Annotated in this window: 20 protein-coding genes; 7 read left to right on the forward strand and 13 right to left on the reverse strand. The window is 68.3% G+C overall.

Annotation, left to right across the window (positions count from 1 at the left end; genetic code table 11):
- Positions 1-147: 147 nt before the first annotated feature.
- The 4 genes from KQ297_RS07085 to acnB all read right to left on the reverse strand — a co-directional run bounded on the left by KQ297_RS07085 (position 148) and on the right by acnB (position 6,544).
- The gene (locus KQ297_RS07085; RefSeq protein ID WP_259738846.1) at positions 148-1,761 is read right to left on the reverse strand and encodes a radical SAM protein; all 1,614 of its coding nucleotides are present in this window, start codon (positions 1,759-1,761) and stop codon (positions 148-150) included.
- Positions 1,762-1,912: 151 nt separating this feature from the next.
- Positions 1,913-2,362 carry a hypothetical protein gene (locus tag KQ297_RS07090; protein ID WP_259738797.1) on the reverse strand — a complete coding sequence of 150 codons (450 nt, stop codon included), beginning with the start codon at positions 2,360-2,362 and terminating at the stop codon, positions 1,913-1,915.
- 106 nt (positions 2,363-2,468) lie between these two features.
- Positions 2,469-3,905, reverse strand: coding sequence for a ClC family H(+)/Cl(-) exchange transporter (locus KQ297_RS07095; protein ID WP_259738798.1), 1,437 nt, complete (start codon positions 3,903-3,905; stop codon positions 2,469-2,471).
- Positions 3,902-6,544, reverse strand: coding sequence for a bifunctional aconitate hydratase 2/2-methylisocitrate dehydratase (acnB, locus tag KQ297_RS07100; RefSeq protein WP_259738799.1), 2,643 nt, complete (start codon positions 6,542-6,544; stop codon positions 3,902-3,904). The genes KQ297_RS07095 and acnB overlap by 4 nt, the downstream gene beginning before the upstream one ends.
- 130 nt (positions 6,545-6,674) lie before the next feature.
- On the opposite strand from acnB, the gene KQ297_RS07105 reads away from it, so the two are divergent.
- Both KQ297_RS07105 and KQ297_RS07110 read left to right on the forward strand, forming a co-directional pair.
- Positions 6,675-7,748 carry a 3-deoxy-7-phosphoheptulonate synthase gene (locus KQ297_RS07105; RefSeq protein ID WP_259738800.1) on the forward strand — a complete coding sequence of 358 codons (1,074 nt, stop codon included), beginning with the start codon at positions 6,675-6,677 and terminating at the stop codon, positions 7,746-7,748.
- 142 nt (positions 7,749-7,890) lie between these two features.
- On the forward strand, positions 7,891-8,232 hold the full coding sequence (locus KQ297_RS07110; protein WP_259738801.1) for a hypothetical protein: 342 nt from the start codon (positions 7,891-7,893) through the stop codon (positions 8,230-8,232).
- On the opposite strand, the gene KQ297_RS07115 is transcribed toward KQ297_RS07110, so the two are convergent.
- From KQ297_RS07115 to KQ297_RS07130, 4 genes are all read right to left on the reverse strand, one after another.
- Positions 8,222-8,866 carry a diacylglycerol/polyprenol kinase family protein gene (locus KQ297_RS07115; RefSeq protein WP_259738802.1) on the reverse strand — a complete coding sequence of 215 codons (645 nt, stop codon included), beginning with the start codon at positions 8,864-8,866 and terminating at the stop codon, positions 8,222-8,224. The genes KQ297_RS07110 and KQ297_RS07115 overlap by 11 nt on opposite strands.
- Positions 8,867-8,915: 49 nt before the next feature.
- Positions 8,916-9,896, reverse strand: coding sequence for an RpoD/SigA family RNA polymerase sigma factor (locus KQ297_RS07120; RefSeq protein ID WP_259738803.1), 981 nt, complete (start codon positions 9,894-9,896; stop codon positions 8,916-8,918).
- Between the two features lie 182 nt (positions 9,897-10,078).
- A complete protein-coding gene (gene ppk1 / locus KQ297_RS07125; protein WP_259738804.1) occupies positions 10,079-12,214 on the reverse strand; it encodes a polyphosphate kinase 1 in 2,136 nt (711 codons plus the stop codon).
- Between the two features lie 41 nt (positions 12,215-12,255).
- Positions 12,256-13,518 carry an MFS transporter gene (locus tag KQ297_RS07130; protein WP_259738805.1) on the reverse strand — a complete coding sequence of 421 codons (1,263 nt, stop codon included), beginning with the start codon at positions 13,516-13,518 and terminating at the stop codon, positions 12,256-12,258.
- Positions 13,519-13,597: 79 nt separating this feature from the next.
- On the opposite strand from KQ297_RS07130, the gene KQ297_RS07135 reads away from it, so the two are divergent.
- Genes KQ297_RS07135 through KQ297_RS07145 form a run of 3 tightly spaced genes read left to right on the forward strand, consistent with a single transcriptional unit; the run spans position 13,598 to position 16,499 of the window.
- Positions 13,598-14,350, forward strand: coding sequence for a glycosyltransferase family 2 protein (locus KQ297_RS07135; RefSeq protein ID WP_259738806.1), 753 nt, complete (start codon positions 13,598-13,600; stop codon positions 14,348-14,350).
- Positions 14,350-15,660, forward strand: coding sequence for a hypothetical protein (locus KQ297_RS07140; RefSeq protein WP_259738807.1), 1,311 nt, complete (start codon positions 14,350-14,352; stop codon positions 15,658-15,660). The genes KQ297_RS07135 and KQ297_RS07140 overlap by 1 nt, the downstream gene beginning before the upstream one ends.
- Positions 15,657-16,499, forward strand: a complete 843-nt coding sequence (locus KQ297_RS07145) for a DUF547 domain-containing protein (protein WP_259738808.1) — start codon at positions 15,657-15,659, stop codon at positions 16,497-16,499. The genes KQ297_RS07140 and KQ297_RS07145 overlap by 4 nt, the downstream gene beginning before the upstream one ends.
- A gap of 21 nt (positions 16,500-16,520) precedes the next feature.
- On the opposite strand, the gene KQ297_RS07150 is transcribed toward KQ297_RS07145, so the two are convergent.
- From KQ297_RS07150 to KQ297_RS07170, 5 genes are read right to left on the reverse strand one after another with little or no spacing between them, the layout of a single operon-like run.
- The gene (locus KQ297_RS07150) at positions 16,521-17,597 is read right to left on the reverse strand and encodes a methyltransferase domain-containing protein (RefSeq protein ID WP_259738809.1); all 1,077 of its coding nucleotides are present in this window, start codon (positions 17,595-17,597) and stop codon (positions 16,521-16,523) included.
- A 49-nt stretch (positions 17,598-17,646) separates the two neighbouring features.
- Positions 17,647-19,872, reverse strand: a complete 2,226-nt coding sequence (locus KQ297_RS07155) for an FAD-dependent oxidoreductase (RefSeq protein WP_259738810.1) — start codon at positions 19,870-19,872, stop codon at positions 17,647-17,649.
- On the reverse strand, positions 19,869-20,882 hold the full coding sequence (gene arsS, locus KQ297_RS07160) for an arsenosugar biosynthesis radical SAM (seleno)protein ArsS (protein ID WP_259738811.1): 1,014 nt from the start codon (positions 20,880-20,882) through the stop codon (positions 19,869-19,871). The genes KQ297_RS07155 and arsS overlap by 4 nt, the downstream gene beginning before the upstream one ends.
- Positions 20,883-20,892: 10 nt before the next feature.
- On the reverse strand, positions 20,893-21,621 hold the full coding sequence (locus KQ297_RS07165; RefSeq protein WP_259738812.1) for an anti-sigma factor: 729 nt from the start codon (positions 21,619-21,621) through the stop codon (positions 20,893-20,895).
- On the reverse strand, positions 21,618-22,193 hold the full coding sequence (locus KQ297_RS07170; RefSeq protein ID WP_259738813.1) for a sigma-70 family RNA polymerase sigma factor: 576 nt from the start codon (positions 22,191-22,193) through the stop codon (positions 21,618-21,620). Before KQ297_RS07170 ends, KQ297_RS07165 begins: the two co-directional genes overlap by 4 nt.
- Positions 22,194-22,346: 153 nt before the next feature.
- On the opposite strand from KQ297_RS07170, the gene KQ297_RS07175 reads away from it, so the two are divergent.
- A complete protein-coding gene (locus KQ297_RS07175) occupies positions 22,347-22,826 on the forward strand; it encodes a DM13 domain-containing protein (RefSeq protein WP_259738814.1) in 480 nt (159 codons plus the stop codon).
- Between the two features lie 24 nt (positions 22,827-22,850).
- Positions 22,851-23,354, forward strand: a complete 504-nt coding sequence (moaC, locus tag KQ297_RS07180) for a cyclic pyranopterin monophosphate synthase MoaC (RefSeq protein WP_259738815.1) — start codon at positions 22,851-22,853, stop codon at positions 23,352-23,354.
- The last annotated feature ends 6 nt before the right edge of the window (positions 23,355-23,360 follow it).

A 23,360-nucleotide genomic window follows, 5' to 3' on the forward strand; every position in this document is an offset into this window, starting at 1 on the left:
GCCAGCACTCTGAAAGACGTACATTGTCGAGCCAGGGAGTTCTTCTAAGCCAGAAATGGCTGATTGCACCCAATCCTAACCCGAGATTATCGCTGGAATCAACTGCCCTGCAATAGTTCTAGGTTTCTCAGCAAGCCCTATCTTATCTCAGTTGGATACTGGCTTGGCGTTTGTTGTCGATCTGTGATCGAACGCGCCGGGCTTGATCCCGGAGGACTCGCTGTGGTGCGCAAGCACCTCCTTCGAGAGGGGGCCATGGATGTGCTCCCAGGGGAGAGTCGTCTTTATGTCCCATCGTCCATGAATCACCTCCTCCCAGGGGGGCATGGGGGCGAGAGGTTGAAAGGAGACGTGGGCTTCGCCCGCCAGCGCGGCCCGGTAGGCGGCCTTCCATCCACCCAGGCTGCCGTGGCGGCCCCGCACCGCGGCGATCACCGGTGCCAGGCGCCGGTCGCTGCGGGAGAGCAGAGCCTGGATCACGCTCCATCCGTAGCTCTCCGGGCGTAGCTGGATGCCTCGGGGCTTGAGCCGTTTCGCCAGAAGCTTCAGGCGTTTCTCCGCTTCGGGACGAACACCCTGCCACTGGAATGGCGTGTGGGCCTTGGGCACAAAGGTGCTCACCCCCAGGGTGAGCCGCAGCCCAGGTGTGGCTTTCTTCAGCGCCAGCATCAGAGCGGCCGTGGCCTCCACGTCGTCGTCCTCCTCGCTGGGGAGCCCCACCATGCCGTAGAGCTTCAACCCCGTGAGCCCCCCCTCTTTCGCGTAGCGAGCCGCCGCGAAGATCTCGTCTCTGCTGAGCTTCTTGTTCACCACCTCGCGCAGGCGCTCGCTGCCGCTTTCGATGGCGATCGTGAGCGATTTGCTGCCCCTCCGCGCCAGGATCCGGGCCAGTTGGGGGGTCACCGTGGCGGCCCGTACCGAGCTGACACTCACCCGCATGTCATCGAAGCGGTCACCATCCAGCCAGGTCAGCAGGTCATCGAACTGGGGGTGCTGGGTGACCGAGGCCCCCAGCAGGCCCAGGCGCTTGGTGGCGGTCAGCCCCTTTTCCACCGCCGGGATCAGTCCGTCGTCGAGGGAAGGCGTGCGGAAGGGCAGCGTGAGGTAGCTGGCCAGACAGAAGCGGCAGAGCTCGGGGCAGCTGCGCACCACCTCCACCATGTGGATCGAGGGCCAGGCCGCCTCCGGGGTGATCACCGTGGAGTGGCTGAGGGTGTTCCCCCGCCAGGTCTGCTTGGCCACCGTGGCCGGGATGTCCGCGTCGATGGGCTCGATGCTCAACAGCCGGCCATCGGAGCCGTAGCGAGGGACGTAGAGCGCCGGCACGTACACCCCCGGCACCTGGGCCAGGGCCCGCAGCCGCTCGGCTCGCGGGGCGTTCCTGTGGGCGATCACCGCCTCCACGAAGTCGGGCAGCAAGCGTTCGCCATCGCCCAGCAGCACGGCATCGAAGAAAGGTGCCAGCGGCTCGGGGTTGGCGGTGAGCACCGGCCCCCCTCCGAACACGATCGGGTGCTCCTCCCCCCGCTCCCGGCTCCAGAGCGGAATGTGCTGCTGCTCCAGCAGGTCCAGCAGCACCGGTCCGTCCAGTTCCCAGCTGAGCGAGAGTCCGAACAGGTCGCAGTGGCGGTGGGCGGGGTCGCCCCGGTCGGTGAACAGCCTGCGCACGTCAAGGTCGGCCCGCCGCGCCAGGGTCGCCCAGACCACCTGAAAGCCCAGGCTGGTGATGCCCACCGAGTAGGTGCTGGGGAAGGCCAGCACCGTGCGCAAGGCATCCGCCTGCGGCTGGGCCGGCTCGAACAGCAGGGTCTCCTGATCCAGGGGAAGGCCGGCAATGCAGTGTCACCAGGGTGTCACCCCCGGGGGGTGGCCGTTGCTCCGGCTGTCTGCCGGCTGATGGGCTGGTGGCTCCTCAGTTGGTCTTGAGCCCTTTCAGCAGGGTCATCAGGCCGGATATGGCGGCCCCTCCACTCTCGGCGGTGGGGGGTGTGGCGCCCCCGAAGGTGCTGATCACCTGCTGGGCGGCGGCCTCGATGGCCGGCCACTTGTCGCCGGCCAGGGGCTGGATCAGGGGCGCCACCTTGCTGTAGACCCCCTCGAACCCACCCATGGTGGCCACGGCGGCCTGGATGTCGCCGGCCTTGATCTGGCCATCACCCTTCCTGAGGATGTCGAGCAGGGGGGCGAGCGCAGGGCTGAGCGCTGTTCCGGAGGCATCACCGGCCGCCTGCTTGGCGGCCTCCCCCATGCCGTCCCCGGCCTGCTTCATGCCCTCCTGGGCGCCCTGGCAGCCCGTGAGCAGCAGGGAGACCGCCAGGGCCCCGCTCCAGGTGGTGCGGATCAGATCTCGAGGGGTGTTCATCAGCCACGGGCGAACGGACCTCAAGGTATGCAGCTGAACCCGATGCGCCCGTCGACGGGGGGTTTTGTAATCCTGGCTACCAAGGTGCGGGCGATGTCAGCGCGGATCAGAGCTGTCGGGGCCTGAGTGGCACCGACAGCACAGGCAGCCCACCGACCCCCTGACCGGAGGGAGTCCGGGGCGGCTCGTGGGGAATCAGCCGCTGGAAGATCGACTGGCGATGCAGCAGCCGGGCGATCACGAGGCTGCCCAGGCTGGCCACCAGCACGGGCTTGAGCAGCAGCAGGTCCTTGGTGAGGGCGAAGGTCAGGAAGGTGGCTGTCATCGGCGTGCGCGCGCAGGCGGTCATGAAGGCCGCCATGCCCGCGAAGATCGAGGTGTTGGGCGCGATCAGCCCCAGCTGCTCCAGCACCCCGGCGGCCGCCAGGCCCAGGGCTCCCCCGAGGGTGAGCATCGGGGCAAACAGCCCGCCTGGGGTGCCGGCGGCAGCGGCCAGCCCCGTGCTCAGGAACAGCACCAGAAAGATGGCCAGGGCTTTGCTGATGTCCAGATCGCCTTCCGCCACCGCCTGGCGGATGCCGGCACGGTTGATGAAATCCACCGGGAGCAGGGCGTCGACCACCCCCAGCACCACTCCGGCGGCCGCCATGGCTCCCGCCAGAGGGATGGCCCGCTGGCGGCGCCAGTTGTGCAGCCTGACCACGAAGCGGCAGTAGGCCTCCGCGCCCAGCGCCACCAGGGCCCCGAGCCCGAACAGCACCACCAGGTCGAGGGGCAACACCTCCACGTAGGTGCTGACCTGCCGCTCCAGGGCGAAGCCCCGGCCCAGGCTCCAGCCCGCGGTCGGCATGCCGATACCCGCCAGACCGAGCAGATCCGTCCAGGTGTCGGCCCAGAAGGTGGTGACCAGCACCAGCAGCATCACCACCGGACGGGCCCCCTGCAGCAGCTCTTCGATCGTGTAGAAGAAGCCGCCGATCGGGGCGTTGAACACCGCGGCGATGCCGGCGCCGCCGCCGGCGGCCACGATCATGCGCAGGAAGGCGTTGGGCGCCTTGAGCAGGCGGGCCATCACCCAGCCCACGGAGCTGCCCATCTGGACCGAGGGCCCGGACGGGCCGAGCGGGAAGCCACTGCCGATCGCCACGATGCCCGCCACCAGTTTCACCACGGCCACCTCGAAACCCATCGGGATCGGGCGCCGCATCAGGAACTGCATCACCTGGGGAATGCCCGAGCCCTGGGCCGCGGGAGCGCCGATCTGCACCAGCAGGCCGGCGATCAGGCCGCCGCCACCACTGATCGCAGGCAGCAGCAGCCAGTCGGGCCCGAGCGCGAGCATGCGGATGCGCAGGCGTCCCAGGCCATCAAGGCCCACCTTGAAGAGCAGGGCCGCACTGGCGGCCCCCAGACCGGTGATCACCAGGGCCAGGATCACCTTCAGCCAGTGCTCCTCCAGCATCCGGCGGATCGTGGAGGTGGTCAGCCGCTCCTTCTGCGGCTTGACGAGCGCGGTGGCGTGACGCTCCGTGCTCAGGGTCACACTTCCGCCAGCACCTTCGCCTCCTCCTCGCTGCTCACGATCCGGCCCTGGTCCTCGAAGCCCTCGATCTGATCGAAGTTGAGGTAGCGGTAGAGCTGGTCCGAGAGGGGATCGATCTTTGCCGCGGCGATCTCCAGATACTCGGCCGGGGTGGGAATGCGTCCCAGCAGAGCGCAGACCGCCGCCAGCTCCGCGCTGCCCAGGTACACCTGGGCGCCATTGCCCAGGCGGTTGTTGAAATTGCGCGTGCTGGTGGAGAACACTGTGGTGTTGTCGTCGACACGGGCCTGGTTGCCCATGCAGAGCGAGCAGCCGGGCAGCTCCAGGCGCGCCTCAGCCCCCTCAAAGATCCTGTAATAGCCCTCCGACTTGAGCATCTCCTCATCCATGCGGGTGGGGGGACACACCCAGAGTTTGGCCTGGCTGGTGCCGGCGCCGTCGAGCACGGTGGCGGCGGCGCGGTAGTGGCCGATGTTGGTCATGCAGGAGCCGATGAACACCTCATCGATCCGGTCCCCCGCCACCTCGCTGAGCAGCTTGACGTTGTCGGGATCGTTGGGGCAGGCCAGCACGGGTTCCTTCAGCTCGTCGAGGTTGATCTCGATCACCTCGGCGTAGGCGGCGTCGACATCGGCGGCCATCAGCTGGGGATCGGCCAGCCAGGCCTCCATCGCCTGGATCCGCCGGGCCATCGTCCGCTCGTCGTGGTAGCCACGGGCGATCAGGTTTCTGAGCAGCGCCACGTTGCTGCGCAGGTATTCGGCCACCGTGGCCTCGCTCAACTTGATCGTGCAGCCGGCACAGGAACGCTCGGCAGTGGCATCGGTGAGCTCGAACGCCTGCTCCAGCTTGAGGTCGGGCAGGCCCTCGATCTCCATGATCCGTCCCGAGAAGACGTTCTTCTTGTTGGCTTTCTCCACCGTGAGCAGGCCCTTCTGGATCGCCACGTAAGGAATGGCGTTCACCACGTCTCGCAGGGTGACGCCGGGCTGCAGGGAACCGGAGAAACGCACCAGCACCGACTCGGGCATGTCGAGCGGCATGGCGCCGATGGCTGCCGCGAAGGCCACGAGGCCCGAGCCCGCCGGAAAGGAGATGCCCAGGGGGAAGCGGGTGTGACTGTCACCGCCGGTGCCCACGGTGTCGGGCAGAAGCATGCGGTTGAGCCAGCTGTGGATGATGCCGTCGCCGGGGCGCAGGGCCACGCCGCCGCGGGAGCTGATGAAATCGGGCAGCTCGGCGTGGGTCTTGAGGTCCACCGGCTTGGGGTAGGCGGCGGTGTGGCAGAAGCTCTGCATCACCAGGTCGGCGGAGAAGCCCAGGCAGGCCAGCTCCTTCATTTCGTCGCGGGTCATCGGCCCGGTGGTGTCCTGGGAGCCCACGGTGGTCATCAGCGGCTCGCAGCTGGTGCCGGGGCGCACCCCCGGCAGGCCGCAGGCTTTGCCCACCATCTTCTGGGCCAGGGTGAAACCCTTGCCGGTGTCGGCCGGAGCTGCCGGGCGGACGAACACGTCCGAGGGAGCCAGGCCCAGCTGGGCCCGCACCTTGTCGGTGAGGGAGCGCCCGATCAGCAACGGGATGCGACCGCCGGCGCGCACCTCATCGGCGATGGTGCTGGGCTTGAGCGCGAAGCGGGCCACCACCTCACCGGCGTTCGGCTCGCCTGCGGCCCGCTCGATCGTGCCGGCGAAGGGGCGGATCGTGATCACATCGCCGCTGTTGAGGGTCGAGACGTCGCATTCGATCGGCAGCGCGCCGGAATCCTCGGCGGTGTTGAAGAAGATCGGCGCGATCTTGCCGCCCAGGATCACCCCACCGGCGCGCTTGTTGGGCACATGGGGAATGTCGGTGCCGGTGTGCCAGAGCACGGAGTTGATCGCCGACTTGCGCGAGCTGCCGGTGCCGACCACATCGCCCACGTAGGTCACGGGGTGGCCCTTGGCCTTGAGCTGCTCGATCAATTCCAGCCCGCCCGGCATCCGGGTCTCCAGCATCGCCATGGCATGCAGGGGGATGTCGGGGCGGGTGGTGGCGTGGGTGGCGGGGGAGAGATCGTCGGTGTTGGTTTCACCGTCCACCTTGAAGACCGTGACGGTGATCGCCGCCGGCAGCTCGGGCTTGGCGGTGAACCATTCAGCGGCGGCCCAGCTGTCGACCACCTGCTTCGCCATGGGGTTGGTGGCCGCCAGCTCCAGCACGTCGTGGTAAGCGTCGTAGACGAGCAGAGTGCGGCTGAGGCCCACGGCCGCCTCGGCGGCGATGGCGGCGTCGGTGTGGCTGAGCAGGGTGATCAGGGCGCCGACGTTGTAGCCGCCGATCATGGTGGCCAGCAGCCGGGTGGCCTCGATCGGGCTGACCAGGGGGCTCCGGGCGTGTTTCTGGGCAATGGCGCTCAACCAGCTGGCCTTGACGTAGGCGGCCTCATCGACGCCTGGCGGAATGCGCTCGCTCAGCAGCTCGAGAAGAAACGACTCCTCGCCAGCCGGAGGCTGCTCCAGCAGCTGGGTGAGGGCCTGGACTTCGGGGGCGGTGAGGGGCAGGGCCGGTACGCCCAGGGCCGCACGCTCCCTCTGGGCCTGGCGATGGCTGGCCAGCAGGTCGGAGGCCAGCAGGTCCGAGACATTCTCTGAAGCGGGCATGGTGAAACGTCGGGTTTGAAACCATTCTTTCGGGCCGCGGGCCGCTCCTCGGTCACCGTCGCTGCCAAAGATCCAGCCCGGAGAGTCTCTAGGGTGTGAGATTGGCCCACGGTTCACGACCGCTCCCGGCATGCTCACCACCTCCGACCTCCACATCGTGGAGACACGGCCGCTGGTGGCTCCGGCGGTGCTGCATCGCGAACTGCCCCTGAGCCAGTCGGCTGCCCGCACCGTGCTCGACGCCCGTGAGCGGATCAAGGCGATCCTGCACGGACAGGACTCCCGCCTGCTGGTGATCGTGGGCCCCTGCTCGGTCCACGACGTGGAGGCCGCCCGGGCCTATGCCGAAGCCATCGCCGAGGTGCGTCACCGCCACCGGGATCAGCTGGAGGTGGTGATGCGGGTGTACTTCGAGAAGCCCCGCACCACCGTGGGCTGGAAGGGCCTGATCAACGATCCGCATCTCGACAACAGCTACGACATCAACACCGGCCTGCGGCTGGCGCGAGGCCTGCTGCTGCACCTGGCCGAGATGGGACTGCCGGCTGCCACCGAGCTGCTCGATCCGGTGGTGCCCCAGTACATCGCCGATCTGATCGGCTGGACGGCGATCGGAGCCCGCACCACCGAGAGCCAGACCCATCGGGAGATGGCCTCGGGCCTCTCGATGCCGATCGGCTTTAAGAACGGCACCGACGGCAGCGCCGTCACCGCCATCCATGCCATGCAGGCCGCCTCCAAGCCTCATCATTTCCTGGGCATCAGCCAGATGGGCCATGCCGCGATCGTGTCCACCACGGGCAACCCCGATGGTCACCTCGTGCTGCGCGGCGGCAAGGGAGGCACCAATTACCATGCCGAGGCGATCGACGCGGCGGCGTCGGCTCTGGAGCAGGAGGGTCTCCCGGCCCGGCTGATGGTCGACTGCAGCCATGGCAATTCCAACAAGGACTACCGGCGTCAGGGCGAGGTGCTCGCCGAGGTGGCCCGGCAGGTACGGGGCGGCTCTCGCCACGTGATGGGGGTGATGATCGAGAGCCACCTGGTGGCCGGCAATCAGAAGATCCCCTCCGATCTCAGCCAGCTCACCTACGGCCAGAGCATCACCGATGCCTGCATCGACCTGGAGACCACCCGGGAGGTGCTCGATGGACTGGCTGCAGCGGTGAGCGAGGCCCAGGCCGCCAGCCTGGCGCCGGTCTGATTGGATTAGTTCTGGCACTCCCGGAGTGAGACTGCCAGGCTGATGCTTATGCGACAGGATGTTCCTGTTGAACAGTTCATTCTGGTCGGCGCACTAAGTTGCGCTTCTTGAGGCATCCGGTGATGCATCAGGAGGCGACTCAATGACCTATCTCCTCCAATTCTGCGGCCTGAGCGAGCCCCTCCAGCTCTTTTATCTCGAGCAGAGTGGGGCTTCCAGGGAGTCCCAGGGACCTGTCTTTGCGGGCTTTCGTCCCTTCCAGCTCGATGATCTGCTCGGCTGGGCTCTCGGTTCCGCCCGTCAGCGGGGCTGGGATCCCGAGGGCATTCAGGCCACGGTGCTTCAGGCCTGGATGGAGCGCGCCGAGGTGATCCGCCAATGGCAGCTGCGCCTCAAGGCTGAGCCGCATGATCGCCTGGTGGTGGCGGGCCTGGGCACCCCCAGCGACTGGCAACACCGCTGTGAGGGCATGCTCAGGGCCTGAGCGACAGCCAGTTCCAGAGCAGGCCCGTGGCCACGGGCACGGTGAGGTTGTCGAGACCGAGCACGGCGATCTGCTCCAGCATGGTGGCCGCCAGGCTGATCAGCACCAGGGCGCCGGGTCCTGGGCCCGCGCCCCCCAGCAAGCGCAGCAGCAGGAGCACCACCAGCGCCGTGCCGGCCATGGCGGCCGTGCCCACCACCGACTTCCGTTGGCCCAGAATCAGCCAGCTCGGTGAGGGGATCGAGGGGCCCAGCAAGCCGGCCAGACCATCCCCCCAGGCCATCACCAGCACTCCCGCCACCAGGGCCTGGGGCTGGGAGGGCCAGAACAGGGCCAGCAGCACCGTGATGGCGGCGCCGTAGGCCACGGTGCCGTAGCTGTGGCGCCCCACGTCCTCGATGGCCGGCAGCAGGCGATAGCGGTGGTTGAGGGCCGCCAGCAGGGTGACCAGGGCCGCCGCTGCCAGGGCGAGGCGGCGATCGACGGCCACGGCCCAGGCGATCAGCACCACGGGCCCGGTGCCGAGATGCAGCACCTTGCGGCTCCATTCGGGTTGCCCCGGCCAGCGCCGGCGCGCCGCCAAGGCCAGGCCGACCACAAGGGCCAGCCAGAGCAGCACCAGAGCCACCCCCATCAACGGTTCGATCCCGGAGGACGAGGTCCAGCGTGGCAGCCGCTCCGGTTCAGGCGGCCTGCTGCAGGTTGCTCATCAGCCGCAGTTTCATGATCGCCTTGGCTTCCAGCTGGCGCACGCGCTCGCGCGAGACATTGATCTTGCGTCCGATCTCCGCCAGGGTGAGGGGCTCTTTGCCTTCCAGGCCGAAGCGCAACCGCAGGATTTCCTGCTCCCGCTCATTGAGCTGGGAGAGCCAGGCGCCCAGGTGCTCCTTCTGGATCGAGCGGTCCATGTGGTCCATGGGCTCGGTGCTGGCCGGATCAGCGATCAGCTCACCGAGGGTGCTGCGGTCTTCCTCGCCCCTGGCATGGGCATCAAGGGAGGCGCAGGGGGCGCTCTGGGAGATCAGATCCTCCAGATCCTTGATGTCCATGCCCATGGCGTGCGACAGCTCCAGCCGGTTGGGCTGGCGGCCGAAGCGGTGGGAAAGCTCCCGGGTGATGCGCCGCATCTTGGAGAGTTTTTCACTCACATGAATCGGCAGACGAATCGTGCGGGCGCTGTTGTCGATGGCCCGCGTCATGCCCTGGCGGATCCACCAGTAGGCGTAGGTGGAGAATTTGTAGCCCATGGCCGGATCGAACTTGTCGACCGCACGCTCCAGACCGATCGCCCCTTCCTGAACAAGGTCGAGCAGTTCCAGGCCCTGGTTCTGATACTTCTTGGCGACGCTCACCACGAGGCGAAGATTGGCGGCCATCATCCGGTCGCGAGCCCGTCCACCCATGCGGATCTGATGCCGCTGGCGGGGGGTGAGGCTGGCATCAGGCAACTCGAGCAGGCGCTTCATTGCCTGCACATGGTGAGCGAGCTCGATTTCTTCCGCTGCCGTGAGAAGCGGGACGCGCCCGATATTGCTCAGATACCAGCCAATGGAGTCGGCGCTGAGCCGACCGCCGCCGGTCTTGGGCTGCACCCCCCGAGCCGTTGACTTCGCACCCTTGGGAGCGAGACCTGTGGCAGGGGTGGATTGCAGAGGTGTCCCCATCACCCCAGCCTCCGGATGAGTTGTGCGCGGAACATAGCAGGGTCCGGAGGTTGACTGCAGCAGGAATCCGAAAAATCCTTGAAGAAGACGATCAACTTTTCTTCATTGAGTTATCCATGATGCCGATTTCCGAGGTCGTGTAGCGATGCTTACCAGACCTGGAACACATGAGTCGCAGCGCCTCAGGCCGGCGCCGTCAGCCCCGTGCGCCATTGCTTGATCAGGTCGAGCTGGGCGCTGTGGGGTTCACCGCTCGGGTGGCGTTGGATGAAGCTGCCGTCGCTCTGCATGTCCCAGGCGGCGCAGTCGTCGTTCTGGTAAACATCCAGCAAGCGTTCCAGCTGGCCCCGCAGCTGGGGGCTCTTGATCGGGGTGATCGCCTCGACGCGGCGATCGAGGTTGCGGGGCATCCAATCGGCACTGCCGATGTACATCTCTGCCTCGCCACCATTGGAGAACCAGAACATCCGTGAGTGCTCGAGAAAGCGCCCGATGATGCTGATCACGCGGATCGTCTCGCTCACTCCAGGAACGCCGGGGCGCAGGCAGCACATGCCGCGGATCACCAGCTCGATCACCACTCCGGCCTGGGAGGCTTCATAGAGCAGGGCGATGATCGACGGATCCACCAGAGCATTCATCTTGGCGCGGATGTGCCCGCCCCTGCCGTCGCGGGCGTGGGCGATCTCCCGCTCGATCAGCGCCTCCATTCCCTTGCGCAGGGTGACCGGAGCCACCAGCAGACTGCGGAAGCTCTGCTGCTTCGAGAAGCCGGTCAGGTAGTTGAACAGCTCCACCAGATCCTGGCCCAGCTCCGGTTGGGCCGAGAGCAGGCCAAGGTCGGTGTAGAGGCTGGATGTCTTGGAGTTGTAGTTGCCTGTGCCGATATGCACGTAACTGCGCAGGCGCTCCTTTTCCTTGCGCACCACCAGCATGATCTTGGTGTGGGTTTTGAGGCCCAGCACGCCATAGACCACGTGAACGCCCGAGTGCTCCAGCTGGCGGGCCCACTGGATGTTGTTGTCCTCGTCGAAGCGGGCCTTGAGCTCCACGAGGGCCATCACCTGCTTCCCGTTCTCGGCGGCGCGGATCAGGGCCGCGATGATCGGCGAATCCTTGGAGGTGCGGTAAAGGGTCATCTTGATGGCCAGCACCGAGGGGTCGTCGGCGGCCTGGTTGATGAACTCCTCCACCGAGGTGGAGAAGAGGTCGTAGGGGTGATGGAGCAGCACATCGTTGCGGCGGATCGCCGCGAAGATGCTCTCGAACTCCTCCGCCTTGATCGAGCCATCCCCCAGGCGGCTCTTCTGGGCCCGCACCAGGGCAGCGGCGGTGCGGCCCTGGTGGGGCTTGTCCTTGAGCTGGGGCAGGGGGATCGCCAGCAGGTGCATCAGGTCGTCGAGACCCAGGGGCCCATTCACCCGGTAGAGATCGGCAGGATCCACGGCGGTGCCGTCCATCAGCAGCTCGATCACCTCGGCGGGCATCTCATCGGCCACCTCCAGCCGCACCACTTCGCCGCCGCGGCGACGTTTGCGCAGGCCCTCCTGCAGGGCCTCCATCAGGTCGTCGGCCTCGAGATCCCGCAGCTCCAGGTCGGCATCGCGGGTGATCCGGAAGAAGTAATGCCCCTCGATCGTCATGCCGGGGAAGAGGAGCTGCAGGTTGAAGGCCACCACCTGCTCCAGGGGCACCACGGTGTAGACGGGGGATGGCTTGCGGGTGCACAGCTCGGTGGGAATCTCCACGAAGCGCGGCAGGGTCTTGGTGGGGACCTTCACCCGGGCGAACTGCTGCTGGCCGGTGTCGGGGTCGCGGATCAGGGCCGCCACGTTCAGGCTGAGGTTGCTCATGAACGGGAAGGGATGGGCCGGGTCCACCGCCAGGGGGGTGAGCACGGGAAAGATGGCGGTCTGGAAGTAGGTGTTGACCCAGGTCTTCTGCTGCTTGTTCAGACGCTGATAGTCGATCAGCTGAACGCCCTGATCGAACAGGGCCTGTTTGAGCTCAAGCCGGTAGTGGTCCTGTTGCTGCTTCAGCAGAGGACGCAACTTCACCTGGATGGCGTCCAGTTGTTGCCGCGGGGTGAGGCCGTCGTCGCTGAGGGTGGAGAGGCCGGCCTCCAGTTGCGATTTCAGGGACGCCACCCTGACCATGAAGAACTCATCGAGGTTGTTGCTGAAGATGGCGCTGAATTTCGCCTGCTCCAGCAGGGGGGTGGCGGGATCGAGGGCCTGCGCCAGCACGCGGCTGTTGAAGTCGATCCAGCTCAGCTCGCGGTTGATGTAGAGCTCCGGTGCCACTGCGGGGTCATTCATCACCGGATCCATGGCTGGGGCTGCAGGGGGGAAGGTAGCAATCAAGGATTGGGACGCACTGTGTTGGGGTTGCTGGCTGAAGAACGGCGGAGTGCCCCTCCTCCCCCTCCGCTCACCAGCAGGGCCACCAGCAGGAACAGGGCGATGCCGGCCCAGAACGGGCTGGTTTTCCCCACCAGGTCATAGGCCAGCCCAGCCAGGGGCGGGCCGATGAAACTGCCCAGGCTCTGCAGGCCCTGCAGGCTGCCCAGGGCTGCCCCCTGGCCGCTGTCATCCAGCCGGCGGGACACCTGGCTGCGCAGGCAGGGGGTGACCAGCCCGGTGCCGCAGGCCAGTAGGGCCAGGGCGGTGAACACCACCGGCAGGGCATTGGCGGAGGTGGCCAGGGGAATCAGCAGACAGCCCACCACCACCAGGCCGAGGCCGGCCAGGCTGAGACGGCCCTCGCCGAAGCGTTGCACCAGAGGGCCGATCAGGCCTCCCTGCACCACCGTGGCCACCACGCCCACCACCAGGAAGGCCATTGCCGCCAGCTCCGGCCCCCAGCTGAAGACCTGCTTGAAATAGAGCACCAGCACGGCGGTGAAGCCGTTGAAGCCCAGAAAGAAGAGAAAGAAGGCCAGGCTGAGGCGCCGCACCCGGGGATTGCGGAACACCCGCATCAACTGGGTGACCGGGTTGAGCTCGCGCTTGCGGGGCAGCGCCAGCCGCGCTTCCGGCGGATGGGTCTCCGGCAGCACGGTGAGCACCAGCAGCAGGTTCACCGTGGCCACCGCCACCGCCAGCAGCAGCGGCAGGGTCACGTTCACCCCTGCCAGCAGACCTCCGAGGGCCGGCCCGAGGATGAAGCCGAGCCCGAAGGCCACGCCGATCAGCCCGAAGGCCTTGGCCCGCTTCTCCGGAGGGCTGATATCGGCCAGCACGGCGCCGGCCGTGGCGGCGGTGCCGCCGCTGACCCCATCGATCAGTCGCGCTGCGAACAGCAGCGGCAGGGGCCAGGCGCTGGACGCCGGCCAGGGCACGGCCAGGGTGAGGGCGAAACCGCCCAGGCCCAGCACCGAACCGGCCACGCAGCCGGCGATCACCGGTTTGCGCCCGAACCGGTCACTGAGGGCGCCGATCAGAGGAGTGAACAGGAACTGGGCCAGGGCATAGCTCCCCGCCAGCAGCCCCAGGGTGCGCCCGTCGCTGGTAAGGCTCGCCAGCAGGAAGGGCAGCAGGGGGAAGACGATGCTCTCGCTGAGGCGGTCGTTCAGCAGCGTCAGGAAGATGCAGAACCGCGTGGAGGGGCGCGACCAGCCCATGGCGGCGACCCGCGACAGCCTTTTACCTTCCCATGGGTGGCCGACAGATCCGATCGTCCGCCCCACCGGTATCTCTGGGGTGGACTGCCTGAGCCGACCCATCCATCACCAGCCGCCCTGGCCCGCGCCCGCCTGCCTGCAGGCGCTGATTCCCGTGCGCAACGAGGCCGGCACGATCGCGGCGGTGATCCAGGAGCTGCATGGCCAGGGTCTGGTGCGGATCCGCGTGGTCGACAACGGCAGCGGCGACGGCACGGCGGCGGTGGCCAGCGCCGCCGGCGCCGAGGTGCTGAGCGAAGAGCGCCCGGGCTATGGCCGGGCCTGCTGGCGTGGGCTGGGTGGGCTCCCGCCAGGAGTTCGCTGGATCCTGTTCTGCGATGGGGATGGCAGCGACGATCTGGCGGCATTGCCCCGGCTGCTGGCGGCGGCGACGGATGCGGATCTGGTGCTGGGCAATCGCCTGGCCGGCGCCGAGGGGCGGCGGGCGATGACTCCGCTGCAACGGTTCGGGAACCGGCTGGTCACCCGCCTGATTCAGCTGGGCTGGGGTCACCGCTACCACGATCTCGGCCCGATGCGCCTGATCCGCCGCGATTGCCTTGAAGCTCTCGCCCTGAGGGATCGCGGCTTCGGCTGGACGCTCGAAATGCAGGTGCGGGCTGTTGAGCAGGGCTGCCGCATCCTGGAAGTGCCGGTGGGCTATCGGCCACGCCAGGGGGGGCGCTCCAAGATCTCCGGCTCCTTGCTGGGCAGCCTCCGGGCCGGACAGGTGATTCTGCGCACCCTCGGGGGTCTGTACCTCGCCCGGATTCTGCGCCGCTTCGCCCGATGATGCCTCCGGTCCGCCACCACCACCTGTGGCGTCTCTGCGCCCTGCTGCTGGTGGGCGGAGCCGCCTGGATGGCGCCCCATGGCCAGCTCAGTGACTGGCCGACCCTTCAGGCGTTCTGGCTGGCGGTGGCCGTGATGGGTCTGGGCTTTGCGCTCTCCTGGCGCCTCAAGGTGCTGCCGGCTGCCTGGTTCTGGGGGGTGGCGATCGCCACCCGGCTGCTGCTGCTGCCGATGGAGCCAGGGGACGATGTCTGGCGTTACCTCTGGGAAGGCACGATCCAGCAGCACGGGTTCAATCCCTACGAGCTGGCGCCCGACGCCGGCGCGCTGCAAGGCCTGCGGACCCCCTGGTGGGGGCAGATCAACCACCCGGCGGTGACGGCCATCTATCCGCCCCTGACGCAGCTCGGCTTTCGTCTGCTCACCCTGGTGCCCGCCCAGGTGCTGCTGTTCAAGCTGGCTTTCCTGGCCTGCGATCTGGGCATCTGCGCGCTGCTGAGCCGGCGGTTCGGGTCTGCGTCCGCGTTGCTCTGGGCCTGGAACCCCCTGGTGATCTACAGCTTCAGTGGGGGCGCCCACTACGACAGCTGGTTCCTGCTGCCGCTGGTGGCGGCCTGGTTCCTGCTCGACCGCCCAGCCGAGCCGGGATCAGCACCCGATGGCCGCTGGGCCCTGGCCGCCCTGCTGATCGGAGTGAGCGTGGCGATCAAATGGGTCTCGCTGCCCCTGCTGGCCTACCCCTGCTGGCGGGCGCTGCGCCGTGGGCGAAGGCTGCTCGCGCTGGCACTCGCCCTGCTGGGGCTTCTGCCCCTTGGCCTGGGATCGCTGGCCTACTGCGATTCGATCCGCTGCCCCCTGATCCCGACGGGATCGGCCTTCGTGGCCCATGCCCGCAGCTCCGAATTCGTCCCCCACCTGCTGGCGGGGCTCTGGCCGGCCAGCGCGGGGAGCAACGCCATCCACCTGCTGCCCCTGCTGGTGGTGGTGGCCGTGCTGCTGGGGCGCTGCCGCCGCTTCGGGGGATTCGCCCAGGCCTACTGGTTCGCCCTGCTGGCGTTTTCGCCGATCGTTCATCTCTGGTACTTCAGCTGGATCGTCCCCTTTGCCGTGCCCACGGCGAACTGGGGCGTGCGGCTGGTGAGCCTGAGCGGCTTCATCTACTTCGTGCTGCTGCACCGGAATCCCCACTGGAACCTGCTGGAGATCGAGCGGGCCCTGATCTGGATCCCCTTCGTGGCGGGCTTCGCCATCACCCAGTTGCGGAGCTTCGGCCTTCAGCCCCCTGATCTCTCCACACCGTCCGTGCCATGACCCCCCTCAGACTGTTCCTGCTCGCCGGTGTGACCACCGGCCTGGTGGGTTGCTCCCTGCCCTTCGCCCTGCCGGGCTTCGACGCGCCGCTGACGGCGGCCCAGAAAGCCGCTGCCGCTCGGCCCTACTCCAGCGAGGCCTACGCGCGGGTGCTGCAGGAGCACGTGAACGACCAAGGTCTGGTGGATTACCAGGCCCTGCAGCGCCAGCCGGCTGATCTGGAGGGCTACGTGGCTGCGATCGGGGCCGTTCCCCAGGAGCGCTACGACTCCTGGAGCGACGAGGAGCAGATCGCCTTCCTGCTCAATGCCTACAACGCCATCACCCTGGCCTCGATCATCCAGGAGACCCCGCTGAAGGCCAGCATCAAGGACATCTGGGGCGTGTGGAATCTGCGCCGTCACCAGGTGGTGGGGCAGCCGCGCACGCTGGATGCGATCGAGCACCAGATCCTGCGCCGGGAGTTCAACGAACCACGCATCCATGCGGCGCTGGTGTGTGCGGCCGTCAGTTGCCCGCCCCTGCGCCGGGAGCCCTACGAAGCCTCCCGCCTGGACCGGCAACTGGATGATCAGGTGCGGAGCTGGCTGGAAGGTCCCCATGGCTTCCGGATCGATCGCGCCGGGGAGCGGGTGCTGATCTCAGCGATCTTCCGCTGGTTCGGCGAGGACTGGCGTCGGGCCGATCCATCGGCCGCGAAGGTTCCAGGCCATGAGAACGACAGCGCGGTGCTGGCCTTCATCGGCGCCTACGCCAGCCCTGAGGACCGTGCCTACCTGGCCCAGGGCGGCTATGCCCTGGACACCCTCGACTACGACTGGTCGCTCAATCGCCAGTGAAGGCCACCTGGGCGCCAGTCCTCAACAGCAGGAGGACGAGCCGGCCTCCACGGGCTGGCCACCGGCGGTGAAGGGCATCTCGCTGCCGCAGCCCGGGAACAGGCCGAAGTGGGCACTGGAGTCGGCGCCGATGAAGCTGAAATGGGGGGCGAGCCGGCTCTGGTGAAGCATCCGGAAGGTGTTGCCGCAGACGGGAAACACCCGGCCTGCTTCGAGGCTGTGGTGTTTGTCGAAGTCGAGGCGGTGGGGGTGGCCTGGGATCGTGCCCCGGTAGATCACGGCCTGGCCGTGGTCCTCGCAGGCGTCCTCCAGGTCGTCGATCTGGAACAGCCGGTAGGTGGCGGAGAAGAAGCGCACCTCCCCGGTGCGCTGGGCCAGCTCAGGATCGGTGATCTCCAGAGGGCGGTCGTTCACCAGGCGCGGATCGGCGAAGCCTGCCTGGCGGGCCAGGCGCAGGAAATCGTTCCAGTAGAGGGCGCCACTGAGGCATTCGCCGTAGAGCACCGGGTCACACTGCAGGGCCTTCGGCACCCGCCGATCGGCGTAGACATCGGCGAAGAAGAACTCACCACCGGGCCTCAGCAACCGCCGCACACCCCGCAGCACCGCCAGCTTGTCGGTGGAGAGGTTGACCACGCAGTTGGAGATCACCACATCGAAGCTGCCGGCCTCCAGCTCCAGCTGCTCCAGCTGCTCGATGTAGCCCTCGAGAAAGCGGACGTTGTCGTAGCCGAAGCAAGCGGTGTGAAAGGCGCGGTGGGCTTCGGCCACCGCCAGCTGCTCCGCCGTCATGTCGACCCCCACCACCGTGCCGCTGGGCCCCACCAGCTGGGCGAGCAGGTAGGCGTCGCGGCCGCTGCCGCAGCCCAGATCCAGCACCCGCGCCCCCTCCAGCAGCGGTGGGCAGACCAGGCCACAGCCGTAGTAGCGGGAGAGCACCTCGGGATGGAGGCGGCTGAGCAGGGGCTTGAGGGCGGCAGGAACGGCGCTGGCATCACAGCAGGCGCTGGTGCGCAGATCAGCGCTGCTGGTGAGGGTGCTGCCGTAATAGCTCTGCACGGCCTCGCGCACGCCGGGGCTCGATGGTGAAGCGGTCATCGCGAAACGGAAAGGGACGGGGTGGAGCGGGTTAATGGGCCCGGCGTGGTCAATGGCCCCGGCGCCAGGTGTGAAAGCGTTGCAGCAGGGCCAGCGTGCGCTGGGGGGCGTGGGCCCGTTTCCAGGCCCCGGCGGCGTACTTGTTGGCTTCCGAGAAGGTGGGGTAAGCGTGGATGGTGGAGAGGATCTTGCCGAGTCCGAGGCGCCAGCGCATCGCCAGCACGAACTCGGCGAGCAGTTCACCGGCCTGCTCGCCCACGATGGTCACCCCCAGCAGGCGGTCGCTGCCAGGGGCGGTGAGCACCTTCAAGAAACCGGTTTCGGCGCTCTCGACGATCGCCCGATCGAGCTCATGGAGCGGGAATCGGGTCACCTCCACCGCCACCCCCTGGCGGGAGGCCTCGCTTTCGCTGAGCCCCACGCTCGCCAGCTCCGGATCGGTGAAGGTGGTGCGCGGAATCACCCGTCCGTCGACGCGGAAGCGTCGAAAGTCGCCGAAGAGCGCGTTGACGGCGGCGTACCAGGCCTGGTGGGCGGCGGTGTGGGTGAACTGCCAGGGGCCGGCCACATCGCCGGCGGCATAGATATTGGGAAACAGGGTCTGCAGGGAGGCGTTGGTTTCGATCGTGCGGCCTGTGGGGATGCCGAGCTCCTCGAGGCCATAGCCCTCCAGGCGGGCGCGCCGGCCGATCGCGCAGAGCACCTGATCACAGAGCAGCTCGGTGGGCTCAGGCCCTTCCGGGCCGTCGGTCTCGATCAGCACCGCCGTTGCCGCTGCCACGCCTTCCGCCGCCGGGCGCAGCTCGAAGCCCCGCACCGTGCAACCCGTGAGCACCTGCACGCCATCGGCCTCCAGGGCCTGGCGCACCACCGCCGCGGCGTCGGGGTCTTCGCGACTGAGCAACCGTGGCCCCCGCTGCAGCAGGGTGACCCGGACCCCCAGCCGGGCCATGGCCTGGGAGAGTTCACAGCCGATCGGACCGCCGCCCATCACCACGATCCGCGGTGAGGCCAGGGGGCAGTCGCGCAGGGCCTGCCACACCGTTTCACTGGTGAGCAGGCCGACTGCCCCGGCCCCCGGGAGATCCGGCAGCACGGGGCTGGCGCCGGTGGCCAGCACGATCGCCGGCGCCGTGAGTCGTTGCTCCTGGCCATCGCGTGTGGTGATCGCCACGGTCCAGGGGTCGATCAGGCGGCCATGGCCGCGCAGCACCTCAACCCCCAGCCCCTCGTAGCGCTCGACGCTGTCGTGGGGGGCCACCTCCGCCACCTTGGCGAACACCCGCTCCAGCACCACCTGCAGCGACACCTGGGGCTCGTGGGGCTCGAGGCCGTAGCGATCGGCCTGGCGCATGCGCGCCGCCTGGCGGGCCGTGGCGATCAGGGCCTTGCTGGGCACGCAGCCGGTGTTGAGGCAGTCGCCGCCCATGCGCTCGGCCTCGATCAGGGTCACCTTGGCCTTCACGGCTGCGGCGATGTAGGCGGTGACCAGGCCTGCTGCCCCGGCGCCGATCACGATCAGGTTGCGATCGAAGCGGGCCGGCCTGGTCCACGGGCGGTAGAGCCGCCAGACCTTCCAGCGCTCCAGCGCCAGTCGCGCGATCCAGGGGAAGATCCCCAGCAGCGCCAGCGACAGCAGCAACGGCGGCGTGAGAATGCCTTCGAGGCTGCGCAACTGCGCCAGCTGAGTGCCGGCGTTCACGTACACAAGGGTGCCCGGCAACATGCCGAGCTGGCTGGTGAGATAAAAGGAGACCGTGCGGATCGGGGTCAGCCCCATCACCACGTTCACCAGGAAGAAGGGAAACACGGGCACCAGGCGCAGGCTGAGCAGGTAGAGCACCCCATCGCGGCGCAGCCCCTCCTCGATCGAGGCCAGGCGCGCCCCGAAGCGCTTCAGCATCGGCTCCCGCAGGAGGGTGCGCGCCAGCAGGAAGGCGATGGTGGCGCCGGCGCTGGAGGCGAACGACACCAGCAGGGTGCCGAGCCCCAGCCCGAAGATCGCCCCACCCGCCAGGGTCATCACCGCCGCTCCGGGCAGGGAGAGCCCGGTGACCACCACGTAGGCCAGTCCGTAGAGGGCCGCGGCCCCGAAGGGGGCCCGCTCGCGCCAGGCCAGCAGGCTGCCGTGGGCCTCGCGCAGGGCCTCGAGGCTGAGCTTCCCGGGCAGATCCAGCAGGAAGAACAGGGCCACCAGCCCCACCACGGCCAGCAGCAGCAGCCAGCGTCTGGAGGATGCGCCGCTGGGTCCGCGGCGAAGGGGATTTCGTGTCATGCCGCCAGGGCCCCACCGCAGCTGGAGCCGCTGCCGGCGGTGCAGCCGAAGCAGTGCTCCGCCACCTGGATCGGATCACCGGCTGGATCGCGCTGCAGCAGATCGCGCAGATGGGAGCGTTCGCCGCAGCCGCTTTCAGCATCGGCGGCCGGATCGCCAGCGGCCGCCAGCCCCAGTTGCTGGTTGAAATCGCAGTCGTAGAGGAAGCCCTGCCAGTCGACGCTGATCAGCTGGCGGCACATCACCTGGGACAGGTTGTCGTCGCAGTGGCTGCGGCGCAGCAGCTCCCGATAGCCCTCCAGCTCCCCCTGGGCGCTCAGCACCGCCGCGAAGCGCTGGACCGGCATGTTCGCCAGGGCATAGAGCCGGTTGAACACCACGCCGTGATCGGCCTGCAGCACCCGCCGGTAGTCGGCCTCCAGGGGGCCCTGCTCGGGCGGCAGCACAGCCCCCTGGGGGTTGAACACCAGGTTGAGTTCCAGGCCCGAGCCGGGCCGGCCATAGCCGAGGGCGTTGAGCTGGCGCAGGCCGCTGATGCTGCGCTGGAACACCCCGGAGCCGCGCTGGCGCTCCACGTTGTCCTGGAGGTAGCAGGGCAGCGAGGCCACCACGGTGACCCCCTGCCCGGCCAGAAACCCGGCGAGATCCTCCTGGCCAGGTTCCTGCAGGATCGTGAGGTTGCAGCGATCGATCACCTCCACCCCCAGGGCGCGGGCCTGGCGCACCAGCTGCCGGAACTGGGGATGCAGCTCGGGCGCGCCGCCGGTGAGGTCGAGGCAGCGCAGACCCCGGGCGGCGAGCACCCGGGGGATCAGCGCCAGGGTGGCGGTCTCCATGCTCTCCGTGCGGGTCGGGCCGGCATTCACATGGCAGTGGACGCAGGCCTGGTTGCAGCGGTAGGTGAGGTTCACCTGCAGGGTGTCCAGGCGTCCGCGCCGGAGGGGCGGGAAGGCCTGCCTGGGCTCCAGGCGGTCGTGTCCGGAGGTGGTGAGGCTGGGGGCAGTGGTCACGGTGGGGGGTTCAGATCGTGCTGGTGAGAACGCGGCGCCCGGCGGGCTTGGCCCCCAGCGCGTCCATGGATTCGATGCTGACGCTGACGCTGCTGGCCCGGCTGGTGGGGTAGGTGGGGATCGGCATGGCCACATGGCCCTTGCCATCGGGCACGAAGGGAACGCAGCCCACCTCACGTCCGTCGACCCGGGCCCAGAGCCGGTAGGTGGTGTTGGGCGGCGGCGGCGGCAGACCGTCGAGCATCAGCAGGTTGTGGGTGGGATTGCCGGTGACCAGCACCTTGCCGCTGGCGCCGCCCTCGCCGCCCATGGCCTGGAGCGGCAGCTCCCGGCTGGCGGTGGTGAGCGTGCCGCTGATCCCGGCCTGCTGCTGGGCCCGGGCCAGTTGCTGCCGGGTCTGGTGCAGCTGGGTGCCCAGCACCAGCAGACCGAGGCCCATCAGCGCCGGCAACAGCCAGGGGAGGAGCGCAGGCCGCCGGTGGGGTGGCTGATCCAGCAGACGCTGGCGCAGGCTCTGCGGCGGCATGGCGGCGGCGGGCAGGGCCAGGGGCAGCAGCTCGAGGGTGGTGCTGAAATCGTCGAGGCGCTGGCGCAGCTCGGGCCTCTGCTGCAAGAGCTCCGCCAGCTGCTGCCGCTCCTGCTCGTCGAGGTCACCGAGGGCATGGCCGGCCAGCAGCATGTCGAGGTCGGCCTCGGCCTGCGGTCCAGGTCCGTGGGGGTGGGTGTCGTGGCGGCTCATGGTTGGAGGCGACTGTCGATCAGCTGGTCACGCAGGCGAATCAGACCCTGACGGGAGCGGGTCTTGACGGTGCCGAGGGGAAGTTGCAGCCGTTCGGCGATGGCCGACTGGCTCAGGCCCTCGTAGTAGGCCATCTCCAGCACCTGCCGCTGGTTGGCGGGGATCGTCTCGAGGGCCGAGCGCACCCGCTGGCAGAGGTCGTCGGCCTCGGCGGCTTCCTGGGGGCTGCGCACGGCTGAGGGAAACAGCTGCGACGACCAGCGTTGCACCAGCTGCCAGCGGTTGCGACGCTGCTCGATGCGGTTGAACGCCATCGAGCGGGTCATCATCAGCAGGTAGGCCAGCACGGGCCCCCGTGTGGGGTCGTAGCGACCCTGCTGCCAGTAGCGCAGGAAGACGTCGTGGCAGAGGTCCTCCGCCTCCTGGTGCGACTGACTGAGCCGCAGGGCGAGCCGGAACACCGGGGCGCCGCAGGCGTCGTAGAGGCCGGCCAGATCCGGATAGCTCGCCGGGGGGTGGCCCGGGAGCCCGCCCCCTGGGGGTGCGGTGGCGGCGGGCTCGGGGGTGGTCACGCGCACCGGAGAGCCGAACGGGCTGGAACAAGCGGTGTACCGCCGAGGCAGTCGTTCGGATTGCGCAGGGTTGTGGCCATGGTGTGGGGTGCCGGGCAAACCGATTGCAGGGCTCGGCGGTAGTGAAGGGGCGTCAACCGAATCCACCCCGTCATGTTGTTCCCGAATTCCACCCTGGCTCGCGGCGTGGCCGCCTTGGCCCTGGGCGCCTCCACCACGCTGGCGGTCCAGGCCGCCGACATGAAGCAGCACAAGGGCAGCTTCATCAAGGCCGAAGCGCCGGTGAGCGGCAGTTTCGTGATCAAGAAGGAGGGCGGCAAGCAGCTGCTGATGCTCAGCCGCGACTTCAAGACCAGCGACACCGCTCCCGATCTGAAGCTGGCCTTCAGCCCTTCAGCCACCCCGCTGGCGATGAGCAAGCCCCCCAAGTTCTCCATCAAGCCCGGCAGCTACACGGTGCTGGCGCCCCTGAAATCCAGCAGGGGTGGCCAGACCTACGTGATCCCCGCCTCGGTCGACCTCAGCAAGCAGAAGTCGGTGCTGATCTGGTGCGAGAAGTTCAACGCCACCATGGCCTGGGCGCCGATCCAGGGCGCCTCGGCCATGGACAAGGACTCGATGATGAAGAAGTGATCCTGACCGGCCATGATCGCCGGCATGGACGCAGCTCGGGGCCGGCTCAGCCATCTCACCGCCGGCGGTGAGGTGCACATGGTGGAGGTGGGCGACCGCCCCGCCACCGATCGCCGTGCCGTGGCTGAGGGGTTCCTGACCATGGAGGCGTCGGTGCTGGCGCTGGTGCTCGAGGGGCGCGCCCCCAAGGGGGATGTGCTGGCGGTGGCGCGGGTGGCGGCGATCCAGGGGGCCAAGCGCACCTGGGAGCTGATCCCCCTCTGCCATCCGATCGCCCTCACCGGCCTGGAGGTGCGCATCGAGCCCAGCGCCGATGGGCGCGGCCTTCGCCTCGAAGCAGCGGCCCGCACCACCGGCCCCACCGGGGTGGAGATGGAAGCTCTCACCGCCGTGCAGGTGGGACTGCTCACCCTCTACGACATGGTGAAATCCGCCGATCCGGCCATGACCATCGGCCCGGTGCGGCTGCTGAGCAAGACGGGGGGACGCCAGGGCACCTGGCACCATCCGGGAGCCGTGCCCTCCTGAGCCGAG

The sequence above is a fragment of the Synechococcus sp. CS-205 genome (assembly GCF_025128255.1).
Lineage (GTDB): Bacteria > Cyanobacteriota > Cyanobacteriia > PCC-6307 > Cyanobiaceae > Regnicoccus_A.